The 25,592-nt window shown below is 70.4% G+C and carries 23 protein-coding genes and 1 tRNA gene; 10 read left to right on the forward strand and 14 right to left on the reverse strand.

Annotated features, from left to right (window positions below):
* The first annotated feature begins 82 nt into the window (after window positions 1–82).
* Window positions 83–1,507: a fibronectin type III domain-containing protein gene (locus M8H82_RS27470; protein ID WP_250077745.1), complete on the forward strand. Its 1,425-nt coding sequence runs from the start codon at window positions 83–85 to the stop codon at window positions 1,505–1,507.
* A 49-nt stretch (window positions 1,508–1,556) separates the two neighbouring features.
* Here M8H82_RS27470 and M8H82_RS27475 read toward each other — a convergent pair whose 3' ends face one another.
* From M8H82_RS27475 to M8H82_RS27495, 5 genes are all read right to left on the reverse strand, one after another.
* The gene (locus M8H82_RS27475; RefSeq protein ID WP_250077746.1) at window positions 1,557–2,006 is read right to left on the reverse strand and encodes a heat shock protein transcriptional repressor HspR; all 450 of its coding nucleotides are present in this window, start codon (window positions 2,004–2,006) and stop codon (window positions 1,557–1,559) included.
* A 6-nt stretch (window positions 2,007–2,012) separates the two neighbouring features.
* A complete protein-coding gene (gene dnaJ / locus M8H82_RS27480) occupies window positions 2,013–3,191 on the reverse strand; it encodes a molecular chaperone DnaJ (RefSeq protein WP_250077747.1) in 1,179 nt (392 codons plus the stop codon).
* A gap of 24 nt (window positions 3,192–3,215) precedes the next feature.
* A complete protein-coding gene (gene grpE / locus M8H82_RS27485; protein WP_250077748.1) occupies window positions 3,216–3,869 on the reverse strand; it encodes a nucleotide exchange factor GrpE in 654 nt (217 codons plus the stop codon).
* Window positions 3,866–5,710, reverse strand: a complete 1,845-nt coding sequence (gene dnaK, locus M8H82_RS27490; RefSeq protein ID WP_250077749.1) for a molecular chaperone DnaK — start codon at window positions 5,708–5,710, stop codon at window positions 3,866–3,868. The genes grpE and dnaK overlap by 4 nt, the downstream gene beginning before the upstream one ends.
* A 93-nt stretch (window positions 5,711–5,803) precedes the next feature.
* A complete protein-coding gene (locus tag M8H82_RS27495; RefSeq protein ID WP_250077750.1) occupies window positions 5,804–6,823 on the reverse strand; it encodes an MraY family glycosyltransferase in 1,020 nt (339 codons plus the stop codon).
* Window positions 6,824–7,029: 206 nt separating this feature from the next.
* Between M8H82_RS27495 and M8H82_RS27500 the strand changes: the two genes are divergently transcribed.
* Both M8H82_RS27500 and M8H82_RS27505 read left to right on the forward strand, forming a co-directional pair.
* Complete coding sequence (locus M8H82_RS27500) at window positions 7,030–9,297, forward strand: (Fe-S)-binding protein (protein WP_250077751.1); 2,268 nt, start codon at window positions 7,030–7,032, stop codon at window positions 9,295–9,297.
* A 100-nt stretch (window positions 9,298–9,397) separates the two neighbouring features.
* Complete coding sequence (locus tag M8H82_RS27505) at window positions 9,398–9,682, forward strand: zinc-ribbon domain-containing protein (protein ID WP_250077752.1); 285 nt, start codon at window positions 9,398–9,400, stop codon at window positions 9,680–9,682.
* 3 nt (window positions 9,683–9,685) lie between these two features.
* Here the strand turns inward: M8H82_RS27505 and M8H82_RS27510 are convergent, their stop codons facing one another.
* Together M8H82_RS27510 and M8H82_RS27515 are read right to left on the reverse strand one after the other, a co-directional pair.
* Window positions 9,686–10,036 (reverse strand): SCO4225 family membrane protein, encoded by a 351-nt coding sequence (locus M8H82_RS27510; RefSeq protein WP_250077753.1) that lies wholly within the window; start codon window positions 10,034–10,036, stop codon window positions 9,686–9,688.
* 77 nt (window positions 10,037–10,113) lie between these two features.
* Window positions 10,114–10,449: an SCO4225 family membrane protein gene (locus tag M8H82_RS27515; RefSeq protein WP_250077754.1), complete on the reverse strand. Its 336-nt coding sequence runs from the start codon at window positions 10,447–10,449 to the stop codon at window positions 10,114–10,116.
* 312 nt (window positions 10,450–10,761) lie between these two features.
* On the opposite strand from M8H82_RS27515, the gene M8H82_RS27520 reads away from it, so the two are divergent.
* The 4 genes from M8H82_RS27520 (at window position 10,762) to M8H82_RS27535 (ending at window position 16,164) form a co-directional block, all read left to right on the forward strand.
* Complete coding sequence (locus M8H82_RS27520; RefSeq protein ID WP_250077755.1) at window positions 10,762–12,234, forward strand: FG-GAP and VCBS repeat-containing protein; 1,473 nt, start codon at window positions 10,762–10,764, stop codon at window positions 12,232–12,234.
* A 101-nt stretch (window positions 12,235–12,335) separates the two neighbouring features.
* On the forward strand, window positions 12,336–13,757 hold the full coding sequence (locus tag M8H82_RS27525) for an FG-GAP-like repeat-containing protein (protein WP_250077756.1): 1,422 nt from the start codon (window positions 12,336–12,338) through the stop codon (window positions 13,755–13,757).
* Between the two features lie 32 nt (window positions 13,758–13,789).
* Window positions 13,790–15,124, forward strand: coding sequence for an FG-GAP and VCBS repeat-containing protein (locus M8H82_RS27530; protein WP_250077757.1), 1,335 nt, complete (start codon window positions 13,790–13,792; stop codon window positions 15,122–15,124).
* Window positions 15,125–15,180: 56 nt separating this feature from the next.
* Window positions 15,181–16,164, forward strand: a complete 984-nt coding sequence (locus M8H82_RS27535; RefSeq protein WP_250077758.1) for a Yip1 family protein — start codon at window positions 15,181–15,183, stop codon at window positions 16,162–16,164.
* 65 nt (window positions 16,165–16,229) lie between these two features.
* On the opposite strand, the gene M8H82_RS27540 is transcribed toward M8H82_RS27535, so the two are convergent.
* Genes M8H82_RS27540 through dcd form a run of 3 tightly spaced genes read right to left on the reverse strand, consistent with a single transcriptional unit; the run spans window position 16,230 to window position 18,154 of the window.
* Window positions 16,230–17,012 (reverse strand): calcium-binding protein, encoded by a 783-nt coding sequence (locus M8H82_RS27540; protein WP_250077759.1) that lies wholly within the window; start codon window positions 17,010–17,012, stop codon window positions 16,230–16,232.
* 54 nt (window positions 17,013–17,066) lie between these two features.
* Window positions 17,067–17,576: a phosphoribosyltransferase gene (locus M8H82_RS27545; protein WP_250077760.1), complete on the reverse strand. Its 510-nt coding sequence runs from the start codon at window positions 17,574–17,576 to the stop codon at window positions 17,067–17,069.
* A 2-nt stretch (window positions 17,577–17,578) separates the two neighbouring features.
* Window positions 17,579–18,154, reverse strand: coding sequence for a dCTP deaminase (gene dcd / locus M8H82_RS27550; protein WP_250077761.1), 576 nt, complete (start codon window positions 18,152–18,154; stop codon window positions 17,579–17,581).
* A 525-nt stretch (window positions 18,155–18,679) separates the two neighbouring features.
* Between dcd and M8H82_RS27555 the strand changes: the two genes are divergently transcribed.
* Together M8H82_RS27555 and M8H82_RS27560 are read left to right on the forward strand one after the other, a co-directional pair.
* A tRNA-Gly gene (locus M8H82_RS27555) sits at window positions 18,680–18,753 on the forward strand.
* Between the two features lie 162 nt (window positions 18,754–18,915).
* Window positions 18,916–19,320, forward strand: a complete 405-nt coding sequence (locus tag M8H82_RS27560; RefSeq protein ID WP_250077762.1) for a hypothetical protein — start codon at window positions 18,916–18,918, stop codon at window positions 19,318–19,320.
* A gap of 291 nt (window positions 19,321–19,611) precedes the next feature.
* Here M8H82_RS27560 and M8H82_RS27565 read toward each other — a convergent pair whose 3' ends face one another.
* Entirely contained in the window at window positions 19,612–20,754 is a 1,143-nt protein-coding gene (locus M8H82_RS27565; protein WP_250077763.1) for a hypothetical protein, read from the reverse strand.
* A gap of 308 nt (window positions 20,755–21,062) precedes the next feature.
* Between M8H82_RS27565 and M8H82_RS27570 the strand changes: the two genes are divergently transcribed.
* Window positions 21,063–22,580 (forward strand): GMC oxidoreductase, encoded by a 1,518-nt coding sequence (locus M8H82_RS27570; protein WP_308293283.1) that lies wholly within the window; start codon window positions 21,063–21,065, stop codon window positions 22,578–22,580.
* Window positions 22,581–22,683: 103 nt separating this feature from the next.
* On the opposite strand, the gene M8H82_RS27575 is transcribed toward M8H82_RS27570, so the two are convergent.
* The 3 genes from M8H82_RS27575 to M8H82_RS27585 form a co-directional block, all read right to left on the reverse strand.
* A complete protein-coding gene (locus M8H82_RS27575) occupies window positions 22,684–23,169 on the reverse strand; it encodes a carboxymuconolactone decarboxylase family protein (RefSeq protein WP_250077765.1) in 486 nt (161 codons plus the stop codon).
* A gap of 2 nt (window positions 23,170–23,171) precedes the next feature.
* Window positions 23,172–24,248, reverse strand: a complete 1,077-nt coding sequence (locus M8H82_RS27580) for a dihydrodipicolinate reductase (protein ID WP_250077766.1) — start codon at window positions 24,246–24,248, stop codon at window positions 23,172–23,174.
* 85 nt (window positions 24,249–24,333) lie between these two features.
* On the reverse strand, window positions 24,334–25,533 hold the full coding sequence (locus tag M8H82_RS27585; RefSeq protein ID WP_250077767.1) for a serine hydrolase: 1,200 nt from the start codon (window positions 25,531–25,533) through the stop codon (window positions 24,334–24,336).
* Window positions 25,534–25,592 lie beyond the last annotated feature (59 nt).

Raw genomic sequence — 25,592 nt, forward strand, 5'->3', positions numbered from 1 at the left:
ACACCTCCGTACAACCAACCACCCTCCTCGCGCGTCGTGATCACGACAGCTTTCCCATGGCTGCTTTACCTCAGAGGACCGAATGAACCCAGCCAGAAGCACGGCCGCCGCAACCGTGCTCGCCACCGCGGCCGGCCTGCTCGCCGCCGTCGCCACCCCCGCCTCCGCGGCGGTCAGTTGCACCTCCCCCGTCTTCAAGCGGACGTTCTACGCGAACACCACCTTCTCCGGCACCCCGAAGAAGACGGACTGTGACAGCGTGATCGACCAGAACTGGGGCACGGGCGCCCCCGCGTCCGGACTGCCGTCGAACAACTTCGGCGTCCGCTGGACGGTGACGCGCGACTTCGGCTCCGGAGGGCCGTTCACCCTCAGCGCCTCCGGACTCGACGGCATCCGGGTCTACCTGGACCCGGGCACCGAGAACGCCCGCAAGCTCAGCCTGTGGACGAACACCTCCACCACCGTCTCCAAGTCCGTCAACGTCACCGTCCCCAAGGGCAAGCACACCCTGCGCGTCGACTACGTCAACTGGACCGGCTCCGCCAAGGTCAGGTTCGGCTACACCCCGCGCACCTCGGCGACCGTCGACCAGGTCAAGCCCCTCACCCCCACGGGCGCCTCGGCGACGTACGACCAGGCCACCGGCAAGGCCGAGCTGGCCTGGGCGAAGAACAGGGAGATGGACCTCGCGGGGTACCGGATCTACCGGCGCGCCAAGGGCGGTGCGTACCCCACCACCCCGCTGGCGACGACGACGTCGGTCTCGTACACCGACTCCTCCCTCCCGCTCACCGGCGCCGCCTACGAGTACTCGGTCCGCGCCTACGACAAGGCCGGCAACGAGTCCCCGGGCACGGCGGCCCTGCCCGTGACCACCGCCGACCGGACGGCGCCCGGCGTGCCGGGCGGACTGAGCACCGCTTCCGAGATGGACGGGCTCCGGGTCAGGTGGACCACCGTCACGGGAGCTGCCTCCTACCGGGTGTACCGGGCGACGACGGCGGACGGGACGTACACGCGGGTCGGCGCCACTGCCGAGGGCTCCTTCGTGGACACCTCGACCGCGGCGGACGCCACCTACTACTACCGGGTGAGCTCGCTCGACGCGGCGGGCAACGAGTCCGCGCGGTCCGCGGCCGTCAGCGGCGAGGGCCCCGACCTCACCCCGCCGTCCGCGGTGACCGGGGTGACCGTCGTCCCGACCGAGTACGGCTTCCACATCAGCTGGGACCCCAATCCCACGCCCGATCTGGCGCGTTACGTCGTCCGCCGGGGTGAGCTGTGGGGCGACGAGGAGCAGCGCGTGTGCTCCCTCTACCCGGGCTACTACGTGTCCGCCGACACCACCTCGTACAGGTACGAGACCGTCCCGGACGGCGAGGAGTCCTGCTTCATCGTCGACGCCGTGGACGACGACGGGAACTCCTCCTTCCAGTGGACCGGCGAGGCGCAGATCGTCGTCGCCACCGAGCTCGACCTGACGACGCCCGACCCGGCGGCATGAGAAAACCGGGCCCACCACATCGGTGGGCCCGGTTCCTCCTGCTCCGTCTTCAGTCCGACTGCTGCCGCTTGGGCCGCCACACCACCAGCGCGCTGGTCTGCTGGACCTCCTGGTACGGCACCAGATCGCGGCGGTAGGAGGCGTGCACCGCCGCCTCCCGCTGCTGCATCGCCGTGGCCGCGCCGTCCAGAGCGGACTGGAGTTCGGCGACCCGGTTCTGCAGGGCCGCCACCTGGTTCTCCAGCTCGATGATCCGCTTGATGCCGGCCAGGTTGATGCCCTCGTCCTGCGACAACTGCTGCACCTGGCGGAGCAGTTCGATGTCGCGGGCCGAGTAGCGCCGGCCCCGTCCGGCGGTGCGGTCCGGGGAGACGAGGCCGAGCCGGTCGTACTGGCGCAGCGTCTGCGGGTGCAGACCGGAGAGCTGGGCCGCCACCGAGATGACGTAGACCGGGGTCTCCTCGGTCAGCTCATACGGGTTGCGTCGACGGCCGTCCATCTGGCATCAAGCTCCCTTCGCGGACTGGAACAGCTCCGCCCGCGGATCCTCACCCGCGGTCGCCTCGCGATACGCCTCCAGTGCGTCACGAGCCTTCCCCGTCAGGTCCTTGGGGACACTCACCTCGACGGTGACCAGCAGGTCCCCGCGGGTGCCGTCCTTGCGGACCGCGCCCTTGCCCCGGGCGCGCATGGTGCGGCCGTTGGGGGTGCCGGGCGGCAGCTTCAGGGTGACCGGCGGCCCGCCCAGGGTGGGCACCCTGACCTCGCCGCCGAGGGCCGCCTCCGGGTACGTCACCGGGACGGTCACCGTGAGGTTGTCACCCTTGCGGCCGAACACCGGGTGGGTGTCCACGTGCACCGTGACGTACAGGTCTCCGGCCGGGCCGCCCCGCTCACCGGGCGCGCCCTTGCCGCGCAGCCGGATGCGCTGGTTGTCGCTCACCCCGGCCGGGATGCGCACCTGCATGGTCCGCGACGACTTCGCGCGGCCGCTGCCCTTGCAGATCTCGCAGGGAGTCTCCGCGATCAGGCCGCGGCCCTTGCAGTCCGGGCAGGGGTCGGTCAGCGAGAACCCGCCGCCGGAACCCCTCGCCACCTGGCCGGTGCCGACGCAGGTCGGGCACACCCGCGGGTTGCCGTTCTTGTCGCCGGTGCCCGAACAGGCCTTGCACGGAGACTGCGAGGACATCCTGAGCGGCACGGTCGCGCCCTCGATCGCCTCGGTGAAGGTGAGCGTCACCTCGGTGTCGATGTCCTGGCCGCGCCGGGGCTGGACCCGGGTGGTACCCGTGCCGCCCCGGTTGAACAGGCCCCCGAAGACGTCACCGAGTCCGCCGCCGAAGCCGCCGGCTCCCTGGCCGCCCTGGGCGGCGCCTCCGAAGAGGTCGCCCAGGTCGAAGTTGAACGAGCCGCCGCTCGCTCCCGGCCCCGGCCGGAACCCGCCGTTGCCGAAGAGGGCGCGCGCCTCGTCGTACTCCTTGCGCTTCTTGGGGTCGCCGAGGACGTCGTTCGCCTCGGAGATCTCCTTGAAGCGCTCCTCGGCCTTGGTGTTGCCCTTGTTGGCGTCCGGGTGGAACTCGCGGGCGAGTTTCCGGTACGCCTTCTTGATCTCGGCCTCGGTGGCGTCCTTGGGGACGCCGAGGACCTTGTAGTAGTCCTTCTCGATGAAGTCCTTGGTGCTCATCCCCGACGTCCCTCCTTCCCGTGATCAGCCCTCTTCAGAGCTGCTGTCCTTCTCCTCGCCGGCCTCGGACGCCTCCTCGGCCTTCACCGTCTGCGCGCCCGGCTGCGGTTCGGCGACGGCCACCCGCGCGGGGCGGATGGTGCGCTCGCCGATGCGATACCCCGGCTGGAGGATCGCGACGCAGGTCGTCTCGGTGACATCCGGCGCGTAGCTGTGCATCAGCGCCTCGTGGATCGTCGGGTCGAAGGGCTCGCCCTCCTTGCCGAACTGCTGCAGACCCATCTTCGCCGCGACGGTCTCCAGCGACTCCGCGACGGACTTGAATCCGCCGACGAGCTCGCCGTGCTCCCGGGCGCGGCCGATGTCGTCGAGCACGGGCAGGAGCTCGGTCAGGAGGTTCGCGACGGCGATCTCCCGCACCGTAATCCGGTCCCGCTCCACGCGGCGGCGGTAGTTCTGGAACTCGGCCTGGAGCCGCTGGAGGTCCGCGGTGCGCTCCTCGAGCGCCTTGCGCACCTGGTCCAGCTGGGCCGTCAGACCGGCGATCTGTGCTGCGTCCCCGGCCGGGGCCGCCCCCTCGTCGTTCGACGGGGCGGCGGCCTGCGGCTCGGCGTCGTCGGGGGTCGCGCCGGAGGGGACGTCGGGCTTCTCCTCGAAGCCCGGGGTCTCCTCGGTCACGCGGCACCGTCCTTGCGCTCGTCGTCGACGATCTCGGCGTCGACGACATCGTCATCGGCCTTCGGGGCCTCGTCGCCGGCGGACGCGCCGCCCGCGGCCTGGGCGCCCTGGGCGTCGGCGTACATCGCCTGGCCGAGCTTCTGCGAGACCGCGGCGACCTTCTCGGTGGCGGTGCGGATCTCGGCGATGTCCTCGCCCTTGAGCGCGGCCTTCAGCTCCTCGACGGAGGCCTCGACCTCGGTCTTGATCTCGCCGGGGACCTTGTCCTCGTTGTCCTTGAGGAACTTCTCGGTCTGGTAGACGAGCTGCTCGCCCTGGTTGCGGGTCTCGGCGGCCTCGCGGCGCTTGTGGTCCTCCTCCGCGTACTGCTCGGCCTCCTGGCGCATGCGGTCGACTTCGTCCTTCGGCAGAGAGGAGCCGCCGGTGACGGTCATCTTCTGCTCCTTGCCCGTGCCGAGGTCCTTCGCGGTCACGTGCATGATGCCGTTGGCGTCGATGTCGAAGGCGACCTCGATCTGCGGGACACCGCGCGGGGCGGGCGGCAGGCCGGTCAGCTCGAACATCCCGAGTTTCTTGTTGTACGCCGCGATCTCGCGCTCGCCCTGGTAGACCTGGATCTGCACGGACGGCTGGTTGTCCTCGGCCGTCGTGAAGATCTCGGAGCGCTTGGTCGGGATCGTGGTGTTGCGCTCGATCAGCTTGGTCATGATGCCGCCCTTGGTCTCGATGCCGAGGGACAGCGGGGTCACGTCGAGGAGCAGGACGTCCTTGACCTCACCCTTGAGGACGCCGGCCTGGAGGGCGGCACCGATGGCGACGACCTCGTCCGGGTTCACGCCCTTGTTGGCCTCGTTGCCACCGGTCAGCTCCTTGACGAGCTCGGCGACGGCCGGCATGCGGGTCGAGCCGCCGACGAGAACGACGTGGTCGATCTCGGAGAGGGCGATCCCGGCGTCCTTGATGACGTTGTGGAACGGCGTCTTGCAGCGCTCCAGCAGGTCCGCGGTCAGCTGCTGGAACTGGGCGCGGGTCAGCTTCTCGTCGAGGTGCAGGGGGCCCTCGGCGGAGGCGGTGATGTAGGGCAGGTTGATCGAGGTCTCGGTGGAGGAGGACAGCTCGATCTTGGCCTTCTCGGCGGCCTCGCGGAGGCGCTGGAGGGCCATCTTGTCCTTGGCGAGGTCCACGCCGTGACCGGACTTGAACTGCTGCACCAGGTAGTCGACGACGCGCTGGTCCCAGTCGTCACCACCGAGGTGGTTGTCGCCGTTGGTGGCCTTCACCTCGACGACGCCGTCGCCGATCTCCAGGAGGGACACGTCGAAGGTGCCGCCACCGAGGTCGAAGACGAGGATCGTCTGGTCGTCCTTGTCGAGGCCGTACGCGAGCGCGGCCGCGGTGGGCTCGTTCACGATGCGCAGGACGTTCAGACCGGCGATCTCGCCGGCCTCCTTCGTCGCCTGGCGCTCGGAGTCGTTGAAGTACGCCGGGACGGTGATGACCGCGTCCGTGACCTTCTCGCCCAGGTAGGCCTCGGCGTCCCGCTTCAGCTTCTGCAGGATGAAGGCGGAGATCTGCTGCGGGTTGAAGGGCTTCCCGTCGAGCTCGATCTTCCAGTCGGTGCCCATGTGGCGCTTCACGGACCGGATGGTCCGGTCCACGTTGGTGACCGCCTGACGCTTGGCCACCTCGCCGACGAGCACCTCACCGTTCTTGGCGAAGGCGACGACGGACGGCGTGGTCCTGGCGCCCTCGGCGTTGGTGATGACGGTGGGCTCGCCGCCCTCCAGAACGCTGACGACGGAGTTAGTCGTGCCCAGGTCGATGCCGACCGCACGTGCCATGGTTGATCCTCCAGCTGACTTGAGTGGAACGGACTCAAGTGTGCATCAGTCGCCCCGCCCGGTCAACAGACCTGAGCCACCGGGGCTCAACTCTTATCCGTTCCTTACACGCAACTGGGGCCTGACCTGCACAGATGCGGTGGGCCGAGGCCGCGGCCGCTTCACCATGAGCAGCAGGAGTACGACGATCAAGGCGGTGCCGCCCACCCACAGGGCCGCCGACGCGGCGATCCACCCCAGGTGCACCAGCACCCCGACGACCACCGCGCCGAAGCCGCCCGCGCCGAGCACGACGGCCGCCCCCTGCGCGGTGAGCCCGAGCCGCCGCAGCCGGTGGGCGAGATGGTCGGGCCCGCGACGCAGCACCGGCCGCCCGGCGAGCCGTCGCGCCGCGACGACCAGGACGACGTCCGCGCTCGCCACCGCGGTGAGCGCGAAGAGCGCCCCCGCACTGGAGGAGCCCTCGTGCCCGGCACGGGCCAGCACCGCCGCCGAGGCGAGCAGGAACCCGGCGAACAGCGAGCCGCAGGAGCCGAGTCCCACGCGCGCGGGGGGCCAGTTGTGCATGAGGAACCCCGTCAGCGCGGCGGCCAGCACGCTCAGCAGCACCGCGAGCCCGTCCATCACCTCCGCCGCCGCGCACGCGCCCACCCCGAAGGCGGTGACCACGCCCACGGTGCCGGCGAGCCCGTCCGCGTGGTCCAGCGAGCGGAAGGCGAGCGTCACGCCCACGATCCAGCCGACGGCGGCCAGCCCGCCCAGCACCCCGGTCTGCTCGTACGGCACCGTGCAGGCCGCCGCCACGGCCGTACCGCCCACCAGGAACCGCGCCTTGACCCGCCGTACGTCGGCGACGAGGCCCAGTACGGCGACCGCAGCGGCCGCGACGAGCAGCCGGGGGATGCCGGAGCCGAGGGGGGCGACGCCCGTCCGCTCGCCCACCGCCGCGACCAGACAGGTGACGAGCACGACGGCCGTTCCGCCGCCCAGCGGCAGGGCCCGTCGGCACCGCCGGTCCAGCAGTCCCAGGCGCAGGGCGGGGGCCCGGACCAGGCCGGTGAGGACGGCGGAGAGGAACAGGGCGGCGGTGGCGGCGGCGATCCCGTAGAGCACGGGCCTAAATTAGTGCCGAATGTACTAATTTGGCGTGAATAACACGATCGGTTCTTAAGGCAACCCTCAGCGACACAGATCACCGAGGCGCTGACTACAGTGCGACGGAGGATGGGGGTAGTCTCAGACGGACTGCATAAGTTACCGCTTAGTAATACCGCTAAGTGTCCTCCCCGAAGAACCTCGCAGGCCCGAGGAGCCCCGAAATGCAACTCGCCGCGATCATCGTGTCGATGGTCCTGATGGCAGTCGGCGTCGCCCTGTTCGGCCGTGCCATCCTGCAGATCGTCCGCTTCATGATGCTGGGCCAGCCGCTCCCGGCCGGGGCCCGGACCGACGACCCCGTCCTGCGGACCGTCACCGTGGCCAAGGAGTTCCTCGGCCACACCAGGATGAACCGCTGGGGCGTCGTCGGCATCGCGCACTGGTTCGTGGCGATCGGCTTCTACACGCTGCTGCTGACCATCGTGAACGCCATCGGCCAGCTCTTCCAGGCCGACTGGCTGCTCCCGGTCATCGGCGAATGGGCGCCGTACAACGTCTTCGTCGAGTTCATCGGCACCATGACGGTCCTCGGCATTCTGGTGCTGATCGTCATCCGGCAGCTGTCGCGGCCGGGCAAGGCGGGCCGCAAGTCCCGGTTCGCGGGCTCCAACACGGGCCAGGCGTACTTCGTCGAGGCGGTCATCCTCACCGTCGGCGTCTGCATCTTCATGCTGCACGCGCTCGAGGGCGCCCAGCACCACGTGGACAGCTACGAGGCGTCCTTCTTCATCTCGTACCCCGTGGTCTCCGCCCTGGAGGGCCTGGACCTCTCCACGCTGCAGAACCTCACCTACTTCTTCGCGGCCCTGAAGATCGCGGCCTCCTTCATCTGGATGATCACGGTCGCCCTGAAGACCGACATGGGCGTGGCCTGGCACCGCTTCCTCGCCTTCCCGAACATCTGGTTCAAGCGCAACGCCGACGGCGCCACCTCGCTGGGCGCGCTGCTGCCGATGACCTCCGGCGGCAAGCCGATCGACTTCACCGACCCCGGTGAGGACGACGTCTTCGGCGTCTCCCAGGTCGAGCAGTTCTCCTGGAAGGGCCTGCTGGACTTCTCCACCTGCACCGAGTGCGGCCGCTGCCAGTCGCAGTGCCCGGCCTGGAACACGGGCAAGCCGCTCTCCCCCAAGCTCCTCATCATGTCGCTGCGCGACCACGCGCACGCCAAGGCCCCGTACCTGCTCGCGGGCGGCGGCAAGACCATGGAGGGCGAGGAGAAGGCGTCCGAGGAGCAGCTGGCCGGGGTGCCCGCCGCCGCGCTGGCCGAGGCCGAGCGTCCCCTCATCGGCACCGCCGAGGAGAACGGCGTCATCGACCCGGACGTCCTGTGGTCCTGCACCACCTGCGGCGCCTGCGTGGAGCAGTGCCCGGTGGACATCGAGCACATCGACCACATCGTCGACATGCGCCGCTACCAGGTGATGATCGAGTCCGCGTTCCCGTCCGAGGCGGGCACGATGCTCAAGAACCTGGAGAAGAAGGGCAACCCCTGGGGCCTGGCCAAGAAGCAGCGCCTGGAGTGGACGAAGGAAGTCGACTTCGAGGTGCCGGTCGTCGGCAAGGACATCGAGGACCTGTCCGAGGTCGAGTACCTGTACTGGGTGGGCTGCGCCGGCGCCCTCGAGGACCGCGCCAAGAAGACCACCAAGGCCTTCGCCGAGCTCCTCCACATGGCCGGCGTCACCTTCGCCATCATGGGCGGCGACGAGAAGTGCACCGGTGACTCCGCCCGCCGCCTCGGCAACGAGCCCTTGTTCCAGGAGCTCGGCATGGAGAACGTCGCCGCGCTGAACATGGCGTTCGGCGAGGACGACGAGGACGAGAGCACCAAGAAGCCCAAGTCGGCCAAGAAGATCGTCGCCACCTGCCCGCACTGCCTCAACACGCTCGGCAACGAGTACCCGCAGCTCGGCGGCGACTACGAGGTCATCCACCACACCCAGCTGCTGCAGCACCTGGTGGACGAGGGCAAGCTGGTCCCGGTGACCCCGGTCGAGGGCATCATCACCTACCACGACCCCTGCTACCTGGGCCGCCACAACAAGATCTACACGCCGCCGCGCGAGATCATCGCCAACGTCCCGGGCCTGCGCAACGAGGAGATGCACCGCCACAAGGAGCGGGGCTTCTGCTGCGGCGCCGGTGGCGCGCGGATGTGGATGGAGGAGCGGATCGGCAAGCGCATCAACAACGAGCGCGTGGACGAGGCCCTGTCCGTGAACCCGGACATCGTCTCGACGGCCTGCCCGTTCTGCCTGGTGATGCTGACCGACTCGGTCAACGGCAAGAAGAACGACGGCAAGGCCAAGGAGTCGATCCAGGTCGTCGACGTCGCCCAGCTCCTGCTGGAGTCGGTGAAGACCCCGGTCGACCCGCAGGACGCGGCGGAGTCGGAGAGCGAGCCCGAGCCGGAGCCGGTGAAGTAACGGCCGCGGTACGCCGGACGCCCCCTGCCCGCCCGGGTGGGGGGCGTTTGCCGTGATGGCCCACACTGGGACCAAGGAACCGATCCGGGAAGGCTGCCGCATGATCATCTTCGGTACCAAGGGCTACCTGTACCAGCTGGCGATACTCACCCTGATCTGCGCCCAGTGCGGCAACCCCGCCGCGCACACGCTGCGCAAGCGGGTCACCAAGTTCACGCTGTTCTTCGTGCCGCTGTTCCCGTTCTCCACGAAGTACTCGACGCAGTGCACCTTCTGCGGCGCCGAGCAGAAGCTGACGAAGGAACAGGCCGAGCAGCTCCAGGCGCAGGGTGCGGGGGGCACCGCCCAGCCGTACGGCCAGCCGCAGCAGCAGCCGTACCAGTGACGCTCAGGCCGCCGCGTGGGGCTGCGGGACGCGCACCCGGCGCACCAGCAGGCCGAGCACGGTGGCGTTGACCAGTCCGGCCGCCGCGGTCGCCGCGCCGAAGACGGCCGGGCTCAGCCACTCCACCGCCTGGAGGGGCGTCGTCACCAGCAGGGCGAGGAAGCTGAACGGCGCCGTGGTGATCAGCGGGTAGATGGCGGCGAAGCCCGGGTCCGGCGAGAGGTAGGCGGCGTACAGGAAGAACCCGACCGACGCCGCGACCAGCGCGAGGTACCCGCGCGAGAACCAGTTGTCGGTCGCCGGGGCCAGCAGGGTCCGCAGGCTGCGGCGGCGGGGGCGGGAGGAGCGCTCCATGTCTGTGTCCTTCGTGAGAGGGGTCGGTGCGGTGGGGCTGCCGGCGCGGTCGTACGGCGGTGCGGCCGGCGCGGAGTTCACGCGTGGCGGGCGGCGCGGCTGTCGCGGATGTGGCGGCTGAGCGCGCCCACGGCGGCCGCGTTGACCAGCGCGGACAGCAGCAGCCATCCGGCCGAGAAGGCCAGGGCGAGCACCTGGGCCGGTCCGCCGCCCTCGGTGCCCGGGCCGAAGGGCAGGACCATCACCATGGTGGACAGCGGCGCCGTGAGCAGCAGGTGGGCCGAGGCGAAGAGGCTCTCCGGGAAGAGAATCGCGGCCCCGAGCGAGGCGGCGCAGACGCCCAGGTATCCCCGGGCGAGCCAGTTGTCGGTGGCGAGCGCGAGCAGTCTGCGCAGGCGGGAGTCCTTCGGCATGGTGAGTCAGTCCCCTGTGGTCGTCGTCCGTGGTGCGGTGAGGTCCACAGTGGCCCGGCGGGCGCGGCCGGACATGAGTACGCGTACCTAGCGGCAGCGGTGCGGCGTACCCGAGCGAAACCCGCGACACTCCGGCCGCAGGTGGTTCAAAAATTTACCGAACTCACGTACAACCCTTGGGCACCAGTGCGGGTCTCTTGATCGCCGACCGAGACGTGAAACCCGGGACAACTCCCGGCGAACGCGACCGGCCGCACCCCATTGACTGCGGATGCCCCGCCAGGCATCCCCGCATGCAGCAGGAGAACCCGCATGCACCAGACGCTGCGACTCGCCCTCGCGACGGCCACCGCCGCCGCTCTGACGGGCGGTCTGCTCACCTTCACGGCCGCCACCGCGACGGCCGCGGACTCCACCGCCGTCGCCAAGGCCGACTTCAACGGCGACGGGGTCGGAGACCTCGCCTTCTCCGCGGACGGCGCTTCCGTCGGCGGCAAGAAGGACGCCGGCCAGCTGGTCGTCCTCTACGGCTCCGCCGCCGGGGTCTCGTCCGCCAAGCGCGCCACCATCAGCCAGAACACCACCGGCACCCCCGGCACCGCCGAGGCCGGCGACGGCTTCGGCCAAGACACCGCCTACGCCGACTTCAACGGCGACGGCTACGACGACATCGCCGTCGGCTCGGCCGGCGAGGACATCGGCGGCGACACCGACGGCGGCAGCCTGGCCATCCTGTGGGGCTCGGCCTCCGGCATCACCGGCAAGGGCGTCACCGTCGCCGACCCGGCCCCCTCGTCGCACGACCGCTGGGGCAAGAACCTTGCCGCCGGGGACTTCGACGGCGACGGCAAGGCCGACCTGGCCGTCGGCACCAACGGCCCCACCCTCCACGTCTTCAAGGGCGGCTTCTCCGCCTCCGGCACCGCGGGCGGCCGCTCCACCGTCAAGCCCCCGATCATGGGCTCGGACGCGGGCGGCCCGCTGAACCTGACCGCCGGCGACGTCAGCGGCGACGGCCGCACCGACCTGGTCGTCGACGGCTTCGAGACCGAGACCCAGTACGGCTGGAACCGCAACTACTACCTCCCCGGGACCGCCGGCGGCCTGTCCACGGCCGGCATCAAGACCCTCAAGCCCGGCGTGATCACCGCCATCGGCGACATCGACGGCGACGGCTTCGGCGACATCGTCAGCGGCGCCTATTGGAACCCCACCACCAGCAACGGCATGACCGTCCCCGACTCCGCCAAGGGCGGCAAGGTCTGGGTGACGTACGGCACGCCCACCGGCCCCGGCACCGCCAGCGGCATCACCCAGGACACCGGCAATATCCCCGGCACCGCCGAGGGCAACGACTGGTTCGGCTACGAGCTCGACCTCGGCGACGTCAACGGCGACGGCTTCCTCGACCTCGCCGTCGGGGTCGCGGGCGAGAACATCGCCGCCGCCGCGAACACCGGTTCGGTCACCGTCCTCTACGGCACCGCCGACGGCCTGAACACCACCTCCGGCGCCCAGTCCTTCGCCCAGAGCACCGCGGGCGTGCCCGGCACCGACGAGGACAACGACTACTTCGGCCTGGACGTCAAGCTCGACGACCTCACCGGTGACGGCAAGGCCGACCTGGCCGTCGGCTCGGGCGAGAACGCCTACAACGGCGCCGTCACCTACCTGCCGTCCGACGGCACGAAGATCACCACCACCGGCTCCCGGACCATCTCGCCGAGCACCTCGGGCGTCTCGACGACCGGCACCCCGTACTTCGGCGCCAACTTCGCCGACTGACCAGCCGTAGAGCGACTGACCAGCCGTACAGCCCACTGATCCACCGCAGAACAGCCTCGGGCCCGCACCGCGCGTGCGGGCCCCCCGACTGGAGTCCCGTCTTGCGCACTCTCGTGATCGCCGCCGCCCTCACCACCGGCGTGCTCACCGCCCTGCCCGCGACCCCCGCCGTCGCCGCCCCCTCCGGGCTCGCGAGCGACTTCAACGGCGACGGCTACCGGGACATCGCCATCGGCGCCATGGGCGCCGACGTCGGCTCGGCGAGCGGCGCCGGTGCCGTGGTCGTGCTGTACGGCTCGTCCTCGGGCGTTCCGGCCACCAAGAAGGCCGTGATCACCCAGAACTCCACCGGCGTCCCCGGCACCGCCGAGTCCGACGACCGCTTCGGCGCGAGCCTCGCCACCGGCGACCTCAACAAGGACGGCTACGCCGACCTCGTCGTGGGCTCCGAGTTCGAGAGCATCGGCACCCGCAAGGGCGTCGGCAGCGCCACCGTCATCTGGGGCGGTTCCGCGGGCCTGACCGGCGGCTCGGCGCTGCCGCAGCCCCCGGCCGAGGAACTCGGCGAGTGGGGCGGCTACTCGCGGGGCCTCGCCACCGGCGACTTCGACGGCGACGGCGACACGGACGTCACCGCCACCGGCCAGACCCACACCCACCTCTACCAGGGCCCCTTCACCCGCACCGGCACCCCGGTCGGCCACACCGGCGTCTACGAGCCGGGCACGACGTACGAGGTCGTCGCGGGCGACCTCACCGGCGACGGGAAGGCCGAGCGGGTGTACCCGCTCCTGCACGACGGCGACCCGGGCGGCGACATCCGCTACTTCCACCACGACCTCGGCGGCTGGGACCAGCACCCCGAGTCCGACTACGCCATGGTGGCCCTGCCGAAGGCCGACGGCACCCTCGGCGCGAGCGGCGACATCAACGGCGACGGCTACGGCGACCTCGTCCTCGGCGACTACGCGGGCCCCGCCGCCCTCAAGGGCGGCCGCATCACCGTCTGGTACGGCGGCCCCGGCGGCCCCGACCCGCAGCAGGCGCCCACCGTCGTCCACCAGGACACCCCGGGCGTGCCCGGCACCGACGAGGAGGCCGACCTGTTCGGCTCCGCGGTCGACGTCGGCGACATCAACGGCGACAAGTACGCCGACGTCGTCGTCGGCGCCTGGGGCGAGGACATCGGCTCGGCCCGCGACGCCGGCTCGGTGACCGTCCTGTTCGGCTCGGCCTCCGGTCTGAGCACCACCGGCGCCAAGTCGTACACCCAGAACACCGCGGGCGTGCCCGGCGGCGCCGAGAGCGGCGACGCCTTCGGCATGGGCGTCCGGCTGCTCGACCTCGACAAGAACGGCAAGGCCGACCTGGTGACCGGCGCGGGCTACGAGAACAGCAACGGCTCCGTCACCTACCTGCGCGGCACCGCCTCCGGCCTGACCACCACCGGCGCCACGTCCCTCACCGCCGCCGGCGCCGGCCTCAAGGGCAGCGCGGCCTTCGGCTGGGACCTCGCCAAGTGACCCGACCCCGAGCCCGTCAGGAGACCCCCGTCATGTCCCGACGCACCGCCGCCGCACTCGCCGCGGCCCTCCTCGCCACCGGCGTCACGCCGCTGTTCCTCACCGCCCCCGCCACGGCGGCCGTCGCCAAGCACTACGACGACTTCAACGGCGACGGCCACCGCGACGTGGCGTACGGCGGCTACAACGCCGTCGGCCAGTCCGGCGGCACCGTCACCGTCGTCTACGGCACCGCGAGCGGCCTCGACACCGCGCACCCGAAGGCCATCCACCAGGACACCGCCGGCATCCCCGGCACCGACGAGGAGGACGACCAGTTCGGCGCCTCCCTCGCCAGTGCCGACCTGAACAAGGACGGCTACGCGGACCTGATCGTCGGCAACCCCACCGAGCACGTCGGGAGCCAGCAGTACCGCGGCGCGGTCACCGTCGTCTGGGGCTCCGCCTCCGGCCTGTCCGGCGGCACCAACCTGGCCTTGAAGTCCGGCGCCCAGGGTCACTTCGGGCGCGACCTCGCCACCGGCGACTTCAACGGCGACGGCTCGCCCGACCTCGCGGTGGTCGGCGGCGGCGAGACCTGGCTGTACCGCGGCGGCTTCACCAAGTCCGGCACGACCGGCGCCGTCAGCGAGATCGACAAGGAGGGGGCGGGCTGGTACTCGTACAGCCTCGCCGCCGGCAAGGTCAACGGCGACGGCAGGACCGACCTGGTCGTCCTCGGCGAGCAGTTCGTCGACGGTCAGCCCGTCGAGCGCGCCTGGTACCTCAAGGGCGCCTCGGGCGGCCTGACCTCCGGCCCGTCCAAGACGGTCACCGCCACGACCGCCGCGATCGGCGACTTCGACAAGAACGGCTACGGCGACATCGCCTTCGGCAGGCCCGACTCCCACGACGGCAAGGGCTCCGTGCTCGTCTGGCGCGGCGCCTCCGCCGGCCCGAGCGGCTCGGCGATGTACAACCAGGCCAGCTCCGGCGTCTCCGGCAGCGCCGAGGCGGGCGACAACTTCGGCTACGCCCTCTCGGCCGGCGACGTGAACGGCGACGGCTACGCGGACCTCGCGGTCGGCGTTCCGCACGAGGACGTCAGCGGCAAGGAGGACCAGGGCGGGGTGACCCTGTTCCGCGGCGGCTCCGGCGGCCTGGACGGCATGCGCTCCGCCTGGATCCCGCAGACCGTGACCGGCCCGGCGGAGTCCCACTCCGCCTTCGGGTACACCCTGCGCCTGCGCGACCTCACCAAGGACGGCAAGGCCGACCTCGGCATCGGAGCGGCGGGCACCGCGCTGGTCCTGCGCGGCGCCACCGGCACCCCGACGGCCACCGGCGCCTTCGTCCTGCCGGAACTCGGCGGAACCTTCGCGGACTGACCCCCGGCGGCCCTGACCCCGCGGCCCTGACTCAACCCCCAGTCCCCCCTTAGGGGATGTCACAGCTCGGCCGCAAAGCCGGGCCCGGAAGCCCGGGCCCGGCACGTCACTCTCCGGGACCAGGTACGTTCGAAGACGTGGCTGGATTCAGGATCGGACGCGGCGGCCGGGACAACCGGGCCCCGCAAACGCGAGGGCAACAACCTCCGTACGGGCAGCAGGGGCCGTCGCAGGGCTACCCCCCGCCGCCGCAGCAGCCGTACCCCGGCGGCTACGGCGGCCAGGGCCATGGCCAGGGCTACGGCGGCCAGGGCGGCGCCCATGGCGGCGGTTACGGCGGTCATGGCGAGCCGGAGTACTTCGGCGACGGTGGCGCACACCACCCGCAGGGCCCGGACCCGTACGCGGCGAACAACCCTGGCCACACCCAGGCGTTCTCGGTCCACGACGACGCCTACTCCCAGGGGCAGACCTACCACGCCGGCGTGGCCCCCGTGGGCCCCCGCCTGCACTGGAAGGACCTCCTGAGGGGCATCGTCCTGTCCCCCGCCAGGACCTTCCTCCAGATGCGGGACTACGCGATGTGGGGCCCCGCCCTGATCGTGACGTTCCTCTACGGCCTGCTCGCGGTCTTCGGCTTCGACGGCGCCCGCGAGGACGCGATCAACGCGACCCTGTCCAACGCGGTCCCGATCGTGCTGACCACGGCGATCGCCATGGTCCTGTCCGCCTTCATCCTGGGCGTGGTCACCCACACCCTGGCGCGCCAGATCGGCGGCAACGGCGCCTGGCAGCCGACGGTCGGCCTGTCGATGCTGATCATGTCGCTGACGGACACCCCCCGCCTGGTCGTGGCCATGTTCTTCGGCGGCGACGCGGCCTTCGTCCAGCTCCTCGGGTGGGCGACCTGGGTGGCGGCCGGCGCCCTGCTGACGGTGATGGTCAGCCGCTCCCACGACCTGCCGTGGCCGAAGGCGCTGGGCGCGTCCGCGATCCAGCTGGTGGCCCTGCTGTCGATCGTGAAGCTGGGCACGTTCTAGGACATACGTACGAAAAGGGCCCCCGGCGCTGCACGCCGGGGGCCCTTTTCTTGCTGCCGTATCTGCTATTGGACGTCGACGAAGTCGCCGGCCGCGCTGACCGCCGGGGTCGTGCTCGTGCCCGCGAAGCTGTAGCGGAAGTAGCCGTCGGTGGAAGCGGTGACGCTCGTCTTGAGGGTGCCCGTCGAGCTGGACTTGATCGTCTTCACCGTGGTGTAGGTGCTGCTGCCCTTCTTGCGGAACTGCAGCTTCACCGACTGGTCGGCGTAACCGTGGTACAGGTTGTCGTCCCAGTTGGCCCGGGAGAGCTTGCCGGTGACCGTGATGGTCCGGCCCTTCTTCACCGGCTCCGGCGAGGCGTTGACCGTCAGCTTCGAGTAGCGCTGCACCTGGAACGTGGTGGCCGCGTCCCGGTGGATGTAGTCGAGGTCGATGGCCGAGACCAGGGTCCTGATCCTCCAGGTGGCCGCCGCGTTGTTGCCGTTGATGGCGGAGCCGCCCTGCGGGTCGAACGTCAGCGTGCCCGTGCAGGTCGAGGTGGTGGCGCTCACCTTGACGCAGGTGATCTCGCCTTCGTCGTACCAGATCTGGTCGTAGTTCGGCGTCGGACCGTACGCGCTGATGTACGTGGTCTCGTCGATGCCCGAGTCGTCCGAGGCGGTCACGGAGACCTTGGCGGACACGACGTTGGTGGTGCCGACCACGACCGGCTTGCCGCCGTTGACGACGACCTTGTCGATCGTGATGTCGCCCGAGCCACCGTCCTCCGCCCGGGCGGTGGCACCGGTCGCGCCGGCGACCAGCGCGACGCTGGTTCCGAGCACGGCGAAGCGCATGGCTGCGCGCATGAAGATCCCCCCAGGGAGTATGCGTTGATCAGCGGAAGACTACGTGACCGCAGATCAGAGCGCTTCCCGGTTTTCCTTGACCGCTTCCCCCGACCTGCTGACCGGCGGCAGGACGCTCCACGGGAAGTTGATCCAGTCGTCGGTCCGCTTCCACACGTACTCGCACTTCACGAGGGAGTGGGACTTCTCGTAGACGACCGCGGAGCGGACCTCGGCGACGTGGTCGAGGCAGAAGTCGTGCACCAGCTTCAGCGTCTTGCCGGTGTCGGCGACGTCGTCGGTGATCAGGATCTTCTTGTCGGAGAAGTCGATGGCGTTCGGCACGGGCGCGAGCATGACGGGCATGTCCAGCGTGGTGCCGACCCCGGTGTAGAACTCGACGTTCACCAGGTGGATGTTCTTGCAGTCGAGGGCGTAGGCGAGCCCGCCGGCGACGAAGACACCGCCGCGCGCGATGGACAGCACGATGTCGGGCTCGTAGCCGTCGTCGGCGATGGTCTGGGCGAGTTCGCGGATGGCGGTGCCGAACGCCTCGTAGGTGAGGTTCTCCCGTATGTCGCTCATGCTCACACCTGGGTCCGATGGAAGTTCAGGAAGGACCGGGAGGCGGTCGGGCCGCGCTGCCCCTGGTACCGGGATCCGTACCGCTCGCTGCCGTAGGGGAACTCCGCGGGCGAGCTGAGCCGGAACATGCACAGCTGCCCGATCTTCATCCCGGGCCAGAGCTTGATGGGGAGCGTGGCGAGGTTGCTGAGCTCCAGGGTGACGTGCCCGGAGAACCCGGGGTCGATGAACCCGGCCGTGGAGTGCGTGACGAGCCCGAGCCGCCCGAGGGAGCTCTTGCCCTCCAGCCGCGAGGCGAGGTCGTCGGGCAGCGAGATGACCTCGTAGGTGGAGGCGAGCACGAACTCCCCGGGATGGAGGATGAACGGCTCGTCGCCCTCGGGCTCCACGAGCCGTGTGAGGTCGGCCTGCTCGATGGAGGGGTCGATGTGGGGGTACCGGTGGTTCTCGAACACCCGGAAGTACCGGTCCAGGCGCACGTCGATGCTGGACGGCTGCACCATGGTCTGGTCGTAGGGATCGATCCGTACCCGCCCGGCGTCGATCTCGGCCCGGATGTCCTTGTCTGAGAGAAGCACGTCCCGAGGATACGCAAGGCGCGCGGACCGACCGAATCGGACGGCACCGCGCGCCTGCGCCCTTGCTCTGCTGCTCCGGCCTGCTACCGCTTGCTGCCGATCTCCAACGCCACCGGCACGACACTGCGGAGCCGGGCACAGCGCGGACACCGGACCAGTCGTCCGGGACCGAGCCGCTCGGCCTGCTGCATCGGGAACGAGGCGGTGCTGAATACGTGCCCATCGGCACAACGGACGACGGTGCGCTCCATCAAGTCCTTCGAGTCCCTTCCCCAAGAGCCGCACCCGGCTGCTGCCCGCCGGGCGCCGAAAGCCCACATTACGGGATGAAAGGGACGGCTCTCCAGGCGGCACTCCGACCCGCCCGCACCGTCTCCCACGCCACCACCGTACGCCCCCAACTCCGTTCCCCCGCAGCCGCATCTCATCCCTGAAACGCCGTCAGACCCCGCGGCCTGAGCACCGGGGGTCTGCCATGAGGTAGAGTGAGCGAGCATTCGACACCGACTCCGGTCGGCGTCTTACGCGGGTGTAGTTTAATGGTAGAACATCAGCTTCCCAAGCTGAGAGCGCGAGTTCGATTCTCGTCACCCGCTCCATGGAGAAGGCCCAGGTCATCGACCCGGGCCTTTTTGCTGTGCGGGATGGTCGGTAATCAGGTCGCCAGGAAGTCTTGTTGCTCTCACGATGAGTGCATGGACCGGTTGGGGCGCAGCGCTTGGCAGTATGTGGCGGAGGTACTCCCGCCCGAGGAACTCCCCATGCTCGCTGCTCATGCGCTCGTCGACGGGCACGATTCCCCCGCCCTGCGCGAACTGGCCGGCCTGCCACGCAGGAGCGACGCGAGCGAGATCCGCGAACTGTACGTCCAGGCCATGCACGAACTCGGCGTACCCCTTCCCGACGAGGAGACAGCCGGCCGCCGGCTCCTCGTGGGCCTCGCGGGCGGTCTCGTACATGCCGAGCTGAGCCCCAAGGGCGTGGTCGACCGGCTGTCCAGGGCGCTCGCGGCCCGCACCCCGGAGGAGACACGGTTCCTGTCCGTCGCAGCCCAGTACAGCGAATGGATGGGCGCGGACGAAGTCCTGGGGTGGGAGAACGATCTCAGGGCGGCGGCCCACTCGTTGACCGCCTCCACCGATCTCGGGAGCGAGGCCGTCGGCTGACGACTGTGCCCGTCACCCGGCCGTGTCGTCGTCGCCGTTCCTTCCGGTCTCCGGTTCCCCGGTGAGCCGGGTTGCGAGGTGGTAGGCGACGGTGACGTCCTCGTATTCCTGGCCGGGGACGACCGGGTCCGGTAGATGGGTCCGGTCGGTGTGGCTCGTCGACTCTCGCTTCCCGGTGCCGGGGAAGCGAACGAGCGTCTGGGGTTCCTCCGTGAAGCGGAGCCGTTCGGCGTGGACCGTCGAGCGGAACGAGATGTCCCCGGCCGGGCTCCCGGCTCCCGCCCCTCGGGTTCAGGGCGGCTCCTTCGGCTCCCTGTCGGTACGGGCGCGACTGGATCTCGGCGGCAGCTTCCCGTCCTCTCCTCGCACCCGGCGCGTGCGGGTGCCGCCTTGGCTCCGGCCGGCCCGGCCCCGCTCTCCCTCCGCGCCCTTGCGCGCCGCGCGCGGCTCGGCCGGCTCGGTGCGTTCAGCGGGGGCGTTCGCCGTCTCGTCAGTGGCAACGGCAGCGGCAGCGGCAGCGGCAGCGTCCGCTACGGCGTTGACGCCGCCCTGTGCCGTGTCGCCTGCCGCTTCCGTCACACCCCCGGCCTGCCCGGCCACGCTCCCGGCGGTACTGCCCACCGCCTCGCCGGCGTTTCCGACGGTCCGGCTCGTCTCATGGCCGACATCCTCCACCGCTCGCCCGGCACCACTGCCGACGCCCTCCACCGCCCGCCCGGCACCACCGCCGACGCCCTCCACCGCCCGCCCGGCACCACCCCCCACGTCCCGAACGGCCCCGCCGGCTCCCTCACCGACCTCCTGTACGGCGGCACCGGCGCCCCGCCCCACGTCCTGCACAGCAGCCCCTGCGCCCCGCCCCACGTCCTGGACGGCAGCCCCGGCTCCCTGGCCGACGTCCCGTACGGCGGCTCCCGCGCCCGAGCCGACCTCCTGGACGGCCCTTCCGGCACCCGTGCCCAGCTCCCCCACGGCCTGGCGGGCTCCGCTGCCGACGTCCTGTACGGCGGACCCGACTCCACGTGCCAGCTCGTGCAGGATCTCCGGGTTGCGGTCGAGCGTGGTGAGCACGCGGTCGATGATCTTCGCGACGTTGTGGAGACGCACCGTGAGCTGGGCCTGTGCCTCGACACCCGAGATGCCCAGGTGTACCCGGCCGAGCGAGACGTCGGCGCCCACGTTCAGTTTGAGCAGATCCAGCACCTCGGCCTGCAGCGAGACATGCGCCCGCAGATCCTCGACGTCCAGATCGATCTCGTCGACCTTCAGGATCGGAACGTCGAGGAAGACATCAGGGCTCGCACCGGCTGCGTCCTCCTCGTCGTACGCCTCGGGATCGGCGTACTCGTCACCGTCCTCGGCGTCGACTTCGTCACCGTATTCGTCGTCGTAGTCCTCGACGGAGTCCTCGTCGTTCTCGACGTTGCCGCGCATCGCCACGCCTCCGCGGTTTTTGCGTACGTTTCGACCATCTTCAGCCCTTGGGGTCATGGGTGCGCGGTCGGCACCGGCCGGATGGGTTCTCGTCGACGCCGCAAAGGGCTCTGTACAGCGTTCAAGTTACCGGCAGGTTTCTCGTGACTTGTTTGGTTGATTTCAGTAGAACCCGTTTCGATTGAGAAAAGAGAAAGGGGATCTACGTGACATCTGGATCAGGCGTCAGACCGGAAGGAAGAGAGTTCTCCCGACGACGTTTCATTGGTAGAACTGGTTCTATTTTTGGTGCCGTCGCATTGGGGGCGATTGATCTGCCCGCCGCCGCGGCGCTCCCTCTCGACGAGCAGGTCGACGCTCTTGTCATCGGCACCGGATACGGCGGCTGCGTCACCGCGCTGCGGCTCGCCCAGGCCGGGGTGAACGTCCGTATGGTGGAAATGGGCATGGCCTGGGACACCCCGGGGACGGACGGCAAGGTCTTCGCCAACACCACCAGCCCGGACTACCGGTCCTTCTGGCTCCGCACCCGGACCAGGCAGCCGCTGAGCAACTTCCTCGGCTTCCCGATCGACAAGGACGTGCCGCGGTACACGGGGATCCTGGACGCCGAGGACATGGGCGGGATCGTCGTGTACCAGGGGCGGGGCGTCGGGGGCGGGTCGCTCGTCAACGGCGGGATGGCGGTCACGCCACCGCGCTCCCGCTTCCCCGGGATCCTGCCCTCCGTCGACGTCGACGAGATGTACGACGTCTACTACCCGCGCGCCAACAGCACCCTGGGGGTCAGCGGCATCGACCCCGCCTGGTTCGACACCACGGAGTGCTACGGGTACGCCCGCGTCGGCCGCAAGCACGCGGCACGGTCCGGTTTCCGCTTCCTGTTCGTGCCCAATGTCTACGACTGGGACTACATGAAGCGGGAGGCCGCGGGAGCGGTGCCCAAGTCGGCCCTGGCCGGCGAGATCCTGTACGGCAACAACCACGGCAAGAAGTCCTTGCCGAAGACGTACCTCGCGCAGGCCCGCGCGACCGGACGCGTCGGCATCTCACCGCTGCACCGGGTCACCGGTGTCACGCCCGCCCAAGGCGGCTACGCCGTCACCCTGGAGCAACTCGACACGGGCGGCGCCGTCGTCGCGACCAGGACGGTACGGGCGCGGCGGGTGTTCTTCGCCGCGGGCAGCGTCGGCACCAGCAAGCTGCTGGTCCGGCTGAAGGCCACGGGCGCACTGCCGAACCTCAACGGCGAGATCGGCGCCGGCTGGGGCGAGAACGGCAACGTCATGTGCGGCCGGGCCAACCACCTGTGGGACCCGACCGGCGCACTGCAGTCGTCGATCCCGACGGCGGGCATCGACAACTGGGCCGCGGGCGGGGCGTTCGCCGAGGTGGCGCCGCTGCCGACCGGCATCGAGACCTGGGCGTCGTTCTACCTGTCGATCACCAACAACCCCCACCGCGGCCGGTTCACCTGGAACGCGGCGGCCGGGAAGGTGGAGCTGAACTGGCAGACGGCCTGGAAGCAGCCGTCGATCACCATGGCGAAGACGATCTTCGACAAGATCAACGCCACCGAGGGGACCATCTACCGCACGGACCTCTTCGGCGCCTACAAGATCTGGGGCGACCATCTCACGTACCACCCGCTCGGTGGCGCGGTCCTCAACCGGGCGACCGACAACTACGGGCGCCTGCACGGCTATACGGGGCTGTACGTGATGGACGGCGCGCTCATTCCCGGCAACGTCTCCGTCAATCCGTTCGTGACCATCACCGCGCTCGCCGAGCGCAACATCGAGAAGATCATCGCCGAGGATTTCTGAGCCGATCCTTCCGGGATCCGTCCATCACTGTGGGCCGGGGCCTCCGGGTCCCGGCCCACACCCTTGCCCCACGCGCTTGCCCCACACCCTTGTCCCGCTCCCTTCAACCGCGCGCCGACGGCAGTACGCAGGCGCTGTCCAGCCCCAGCACATGGTTGAGGCGGCCGAACGCCAGCCAGGAGCCGATGCTCATGCTCAGCTCCACGATCTCCGCCTGGCTGTAGTGCGCCGTCATCCGTTCCCAGAACTCCCCGTCCAGGCCGTGATGGTCGAGGGCGTAGCGCTCCGCGTACTCGGCGGCCAGCCGGGTCCGGTCGTCGAAGGCGTCCGTCGTACGCCACCGGGCGACCGCGTCGAGGAAGCCCTCCTCGACCTTCTGCCCGGCGCGTTCGGTGCGCCAGTCCAGGCAGAACAGGCAGCCGTTGATCTGCGCGACGCGCAGCCGGGCGGCCTCGAACTCGCGCAGGCCGAGGGTGCTGTGCTCGTAGACGGCGAGGGAGAAGGCACTGGCCGCCGGGCCGATCCCGGGCACCAGCTCGCCCCAGACGTACGCGAGGGGCTCGGCGCCCTCGGGGATGTCGATGCGCATGGTCACCTCTTTCCGAGTCGGCCCACGGCGGGGCGCAGCGGGACGTCGAGGGCGTCGTAGAGGCCCGGTTCGGCCTCTACGAGCCAGTCGATGGCGTTCACCAGGCGGCCGGCCGCCGTGGCGTTGCCGCCTGCGGCCCTGTTGTCGCCCTCGTCCGTGGCCTCGACCGTGACCTCGATGCGGGGGCGGCCCTCGATGATCACGCGGTGTGCGCCCGCGCCGCCGCCGGGCGGCACCGGCCAGTCCGGGGCGCAGTCGGCGTGGATACGGGTGACATGCTCGACGACGAGCCGGGGCTCGCCCGCCACCATGCCGCGCACCTCGAGACGCACCGCCCCCTGGGTACCGGCCGCGAACTCCCCCATCGTGTCGGTGCGGACGGACGTGTCGAGCGGCCGGCGCTCCACGTACTCCTCGATGCCGTCCAGTTCGGCGCCCAGAGCGCGGGCCATCATCCGCAGCTGGCCGCCCCAGATCATCGTCGGAATGCCCTCGGCGAGCATCAGCGGCTGGTGGTCCAGCGGGTGCCCCATGCCGATCAGCTGGCGGACCGCTTCCTCCTGGTCGTACGTGGAGTAGTCGAAGACCTCCTGGCAGCGGACCGCGTCGATGTCCGAACCCAGTCCGCTGACCAGCAGCGGGAGTACGTCGTTGGCCCACCCGGGATCCACCCCGGAGACGAACAGGGAGCCGCCCCCGGCCCTGGCGGCGTCGAGGAGGCCGCCGCGGATCTCCTCGGGTGCGTTGGTGCAGTCGTACATGCCGTACAGGGACGGTGTGACGACGACGGCGCCGGCGCGCAGGGCCCGGCCGATGTCCTCGATCGCGCCGTCCGGGCGTACGTCGCCCGAGGCGGCGTACACGACCGCGCGTGGGCCTGCGGAGAGGACGCCGTCCACGTCGTCCGTCGCCGTCACGCCGAGGTTCCGGCCGAGGCCGCCGAGTTCGCCCGCGTCCTTGCCGACCTTGGCGGCAGTGGAGACCAGTACGGCCACCAGGCGGAGCATCGGATGTGCCGCGACGGCCCGTACGGCCGCGCGCCCGACGTTGCCTGTGCCCCAGACCACCGTGGGAATCATGGGCGGAGGGTAACGACGCACCCCGGAACTTCCCATAGCCGTGCACGAGGAATCGGGGGCCGGGGCAACAGGCGGCCGGGCTTGGCTAGTTCAGGGGTGCGGGACGGTCGTAGATGTTCTTCGGGGTCACGATCTCCGTGATCGCCCGGGCGACGAGGGAGGAGGGTTCCTGGCCCTCGTGGAGGACGTCCGTGTTCATGATGAGGACCAGCGTGGCCTTCTTCGACGGCAGGTAGACCGTCACGGTCTCGTAGCCGGGCAGGGAGCCGTTGTGGCCGATCCAGCCGCCGGAGTTGACGATGCCCAGGCCGTAGCTGGTGCCGGGGTGGCCGGTCGGGAGCGTCTTGAGGCGCTGCTTCTGGGTCTCCGGGCTGAGGAGCTTGCCGGTGGCGAGGATGGGGGCCCAGCGGCGCAGGTCCTGGAGGTCGGAGATCATCGCGCCCGCCGCCCAGGCCCAGCTGGGGTTCCAGTCGGTGGCGTCCTCGACCTCACCGCTCAGGGTCTGGTTGGTGTACCCGTGGGCGTGCGGCTCGGGGAACTCCGCGCCGTGCGGGAACAGGGTGCGGTGCATGCCCGCGGGCCGCAGCACGCGCCGGTGGATGACGTCGGCGAGGTGACGTCCGGTGACCTTCTCGATCACCAGGCCGAGCAGCACGATGTTGGTGTTGGAGTACTCGAACGTCGTGTTCGGCGGGGCGTTGTTCGGGTGCTTGAAGGCGTACGAGAGCAGCTCGCGCGGGGTGTAGGGGCGCCTCGGGTCGCTCAGCAGCGCCTGCACGAAGTCGTCGTCCTCGGTGTAGGAGAACAGGCCGCTGCGCATCTCGGCGAGGTGGCGGAGGGTGATGCGGCGGCCGTCGGGGACGCCGCGGATGTACTTCGCGATCGGGTCGTCCAGGCGGACCCGGCCGTCGTCGACGAGCTGGAGCAGCGCGGTGACCGTGAAGGTCTTGGTCTCGCTGCCGATCCGCGCGTGCAGGTCGGGCCGCATCGGCGCCCCGGTGACCTTGTCGGCGACGCCGGTCGAGCGGACGTAGCTGCCCTTGCCCGGCATCCACAGGCCGACGGTCAGCCCGGGGATGCCGGCCTCCCGGCGCACCCCGGCGATGGCCTTGTCCAGGCGGGCGGTGAGTTTGTGACCGAGGCCGCCCGGCGGGCAGTGGGCCTTGACTTGGTGGACGGCGGCCGGGGCCGGCTGGGCCGTGGCGGGGGCGGCCGCGAGGGGGCTCAGCAGCGAGGCCGCGAGCAGTGCCACGGCGAGCAGTCGGCGGGGTGGGGTACGTCTCATGGGATGGCGCCTCTTCCAGATCAGGGGCCGGGTCATGGGCTCGGAGGGCAGCATGTTCA

Origin of the sequence: Streptomyces sp. YS415 (genome assembly GCF_023544665.1) — a bacterium.
In the GTDB taxonomy this organism is placed as follows: Bacteria; Actinomycetota; Actinomycetes; order Streptomycetales; family Streptomycetaceae; genus Streptomyces.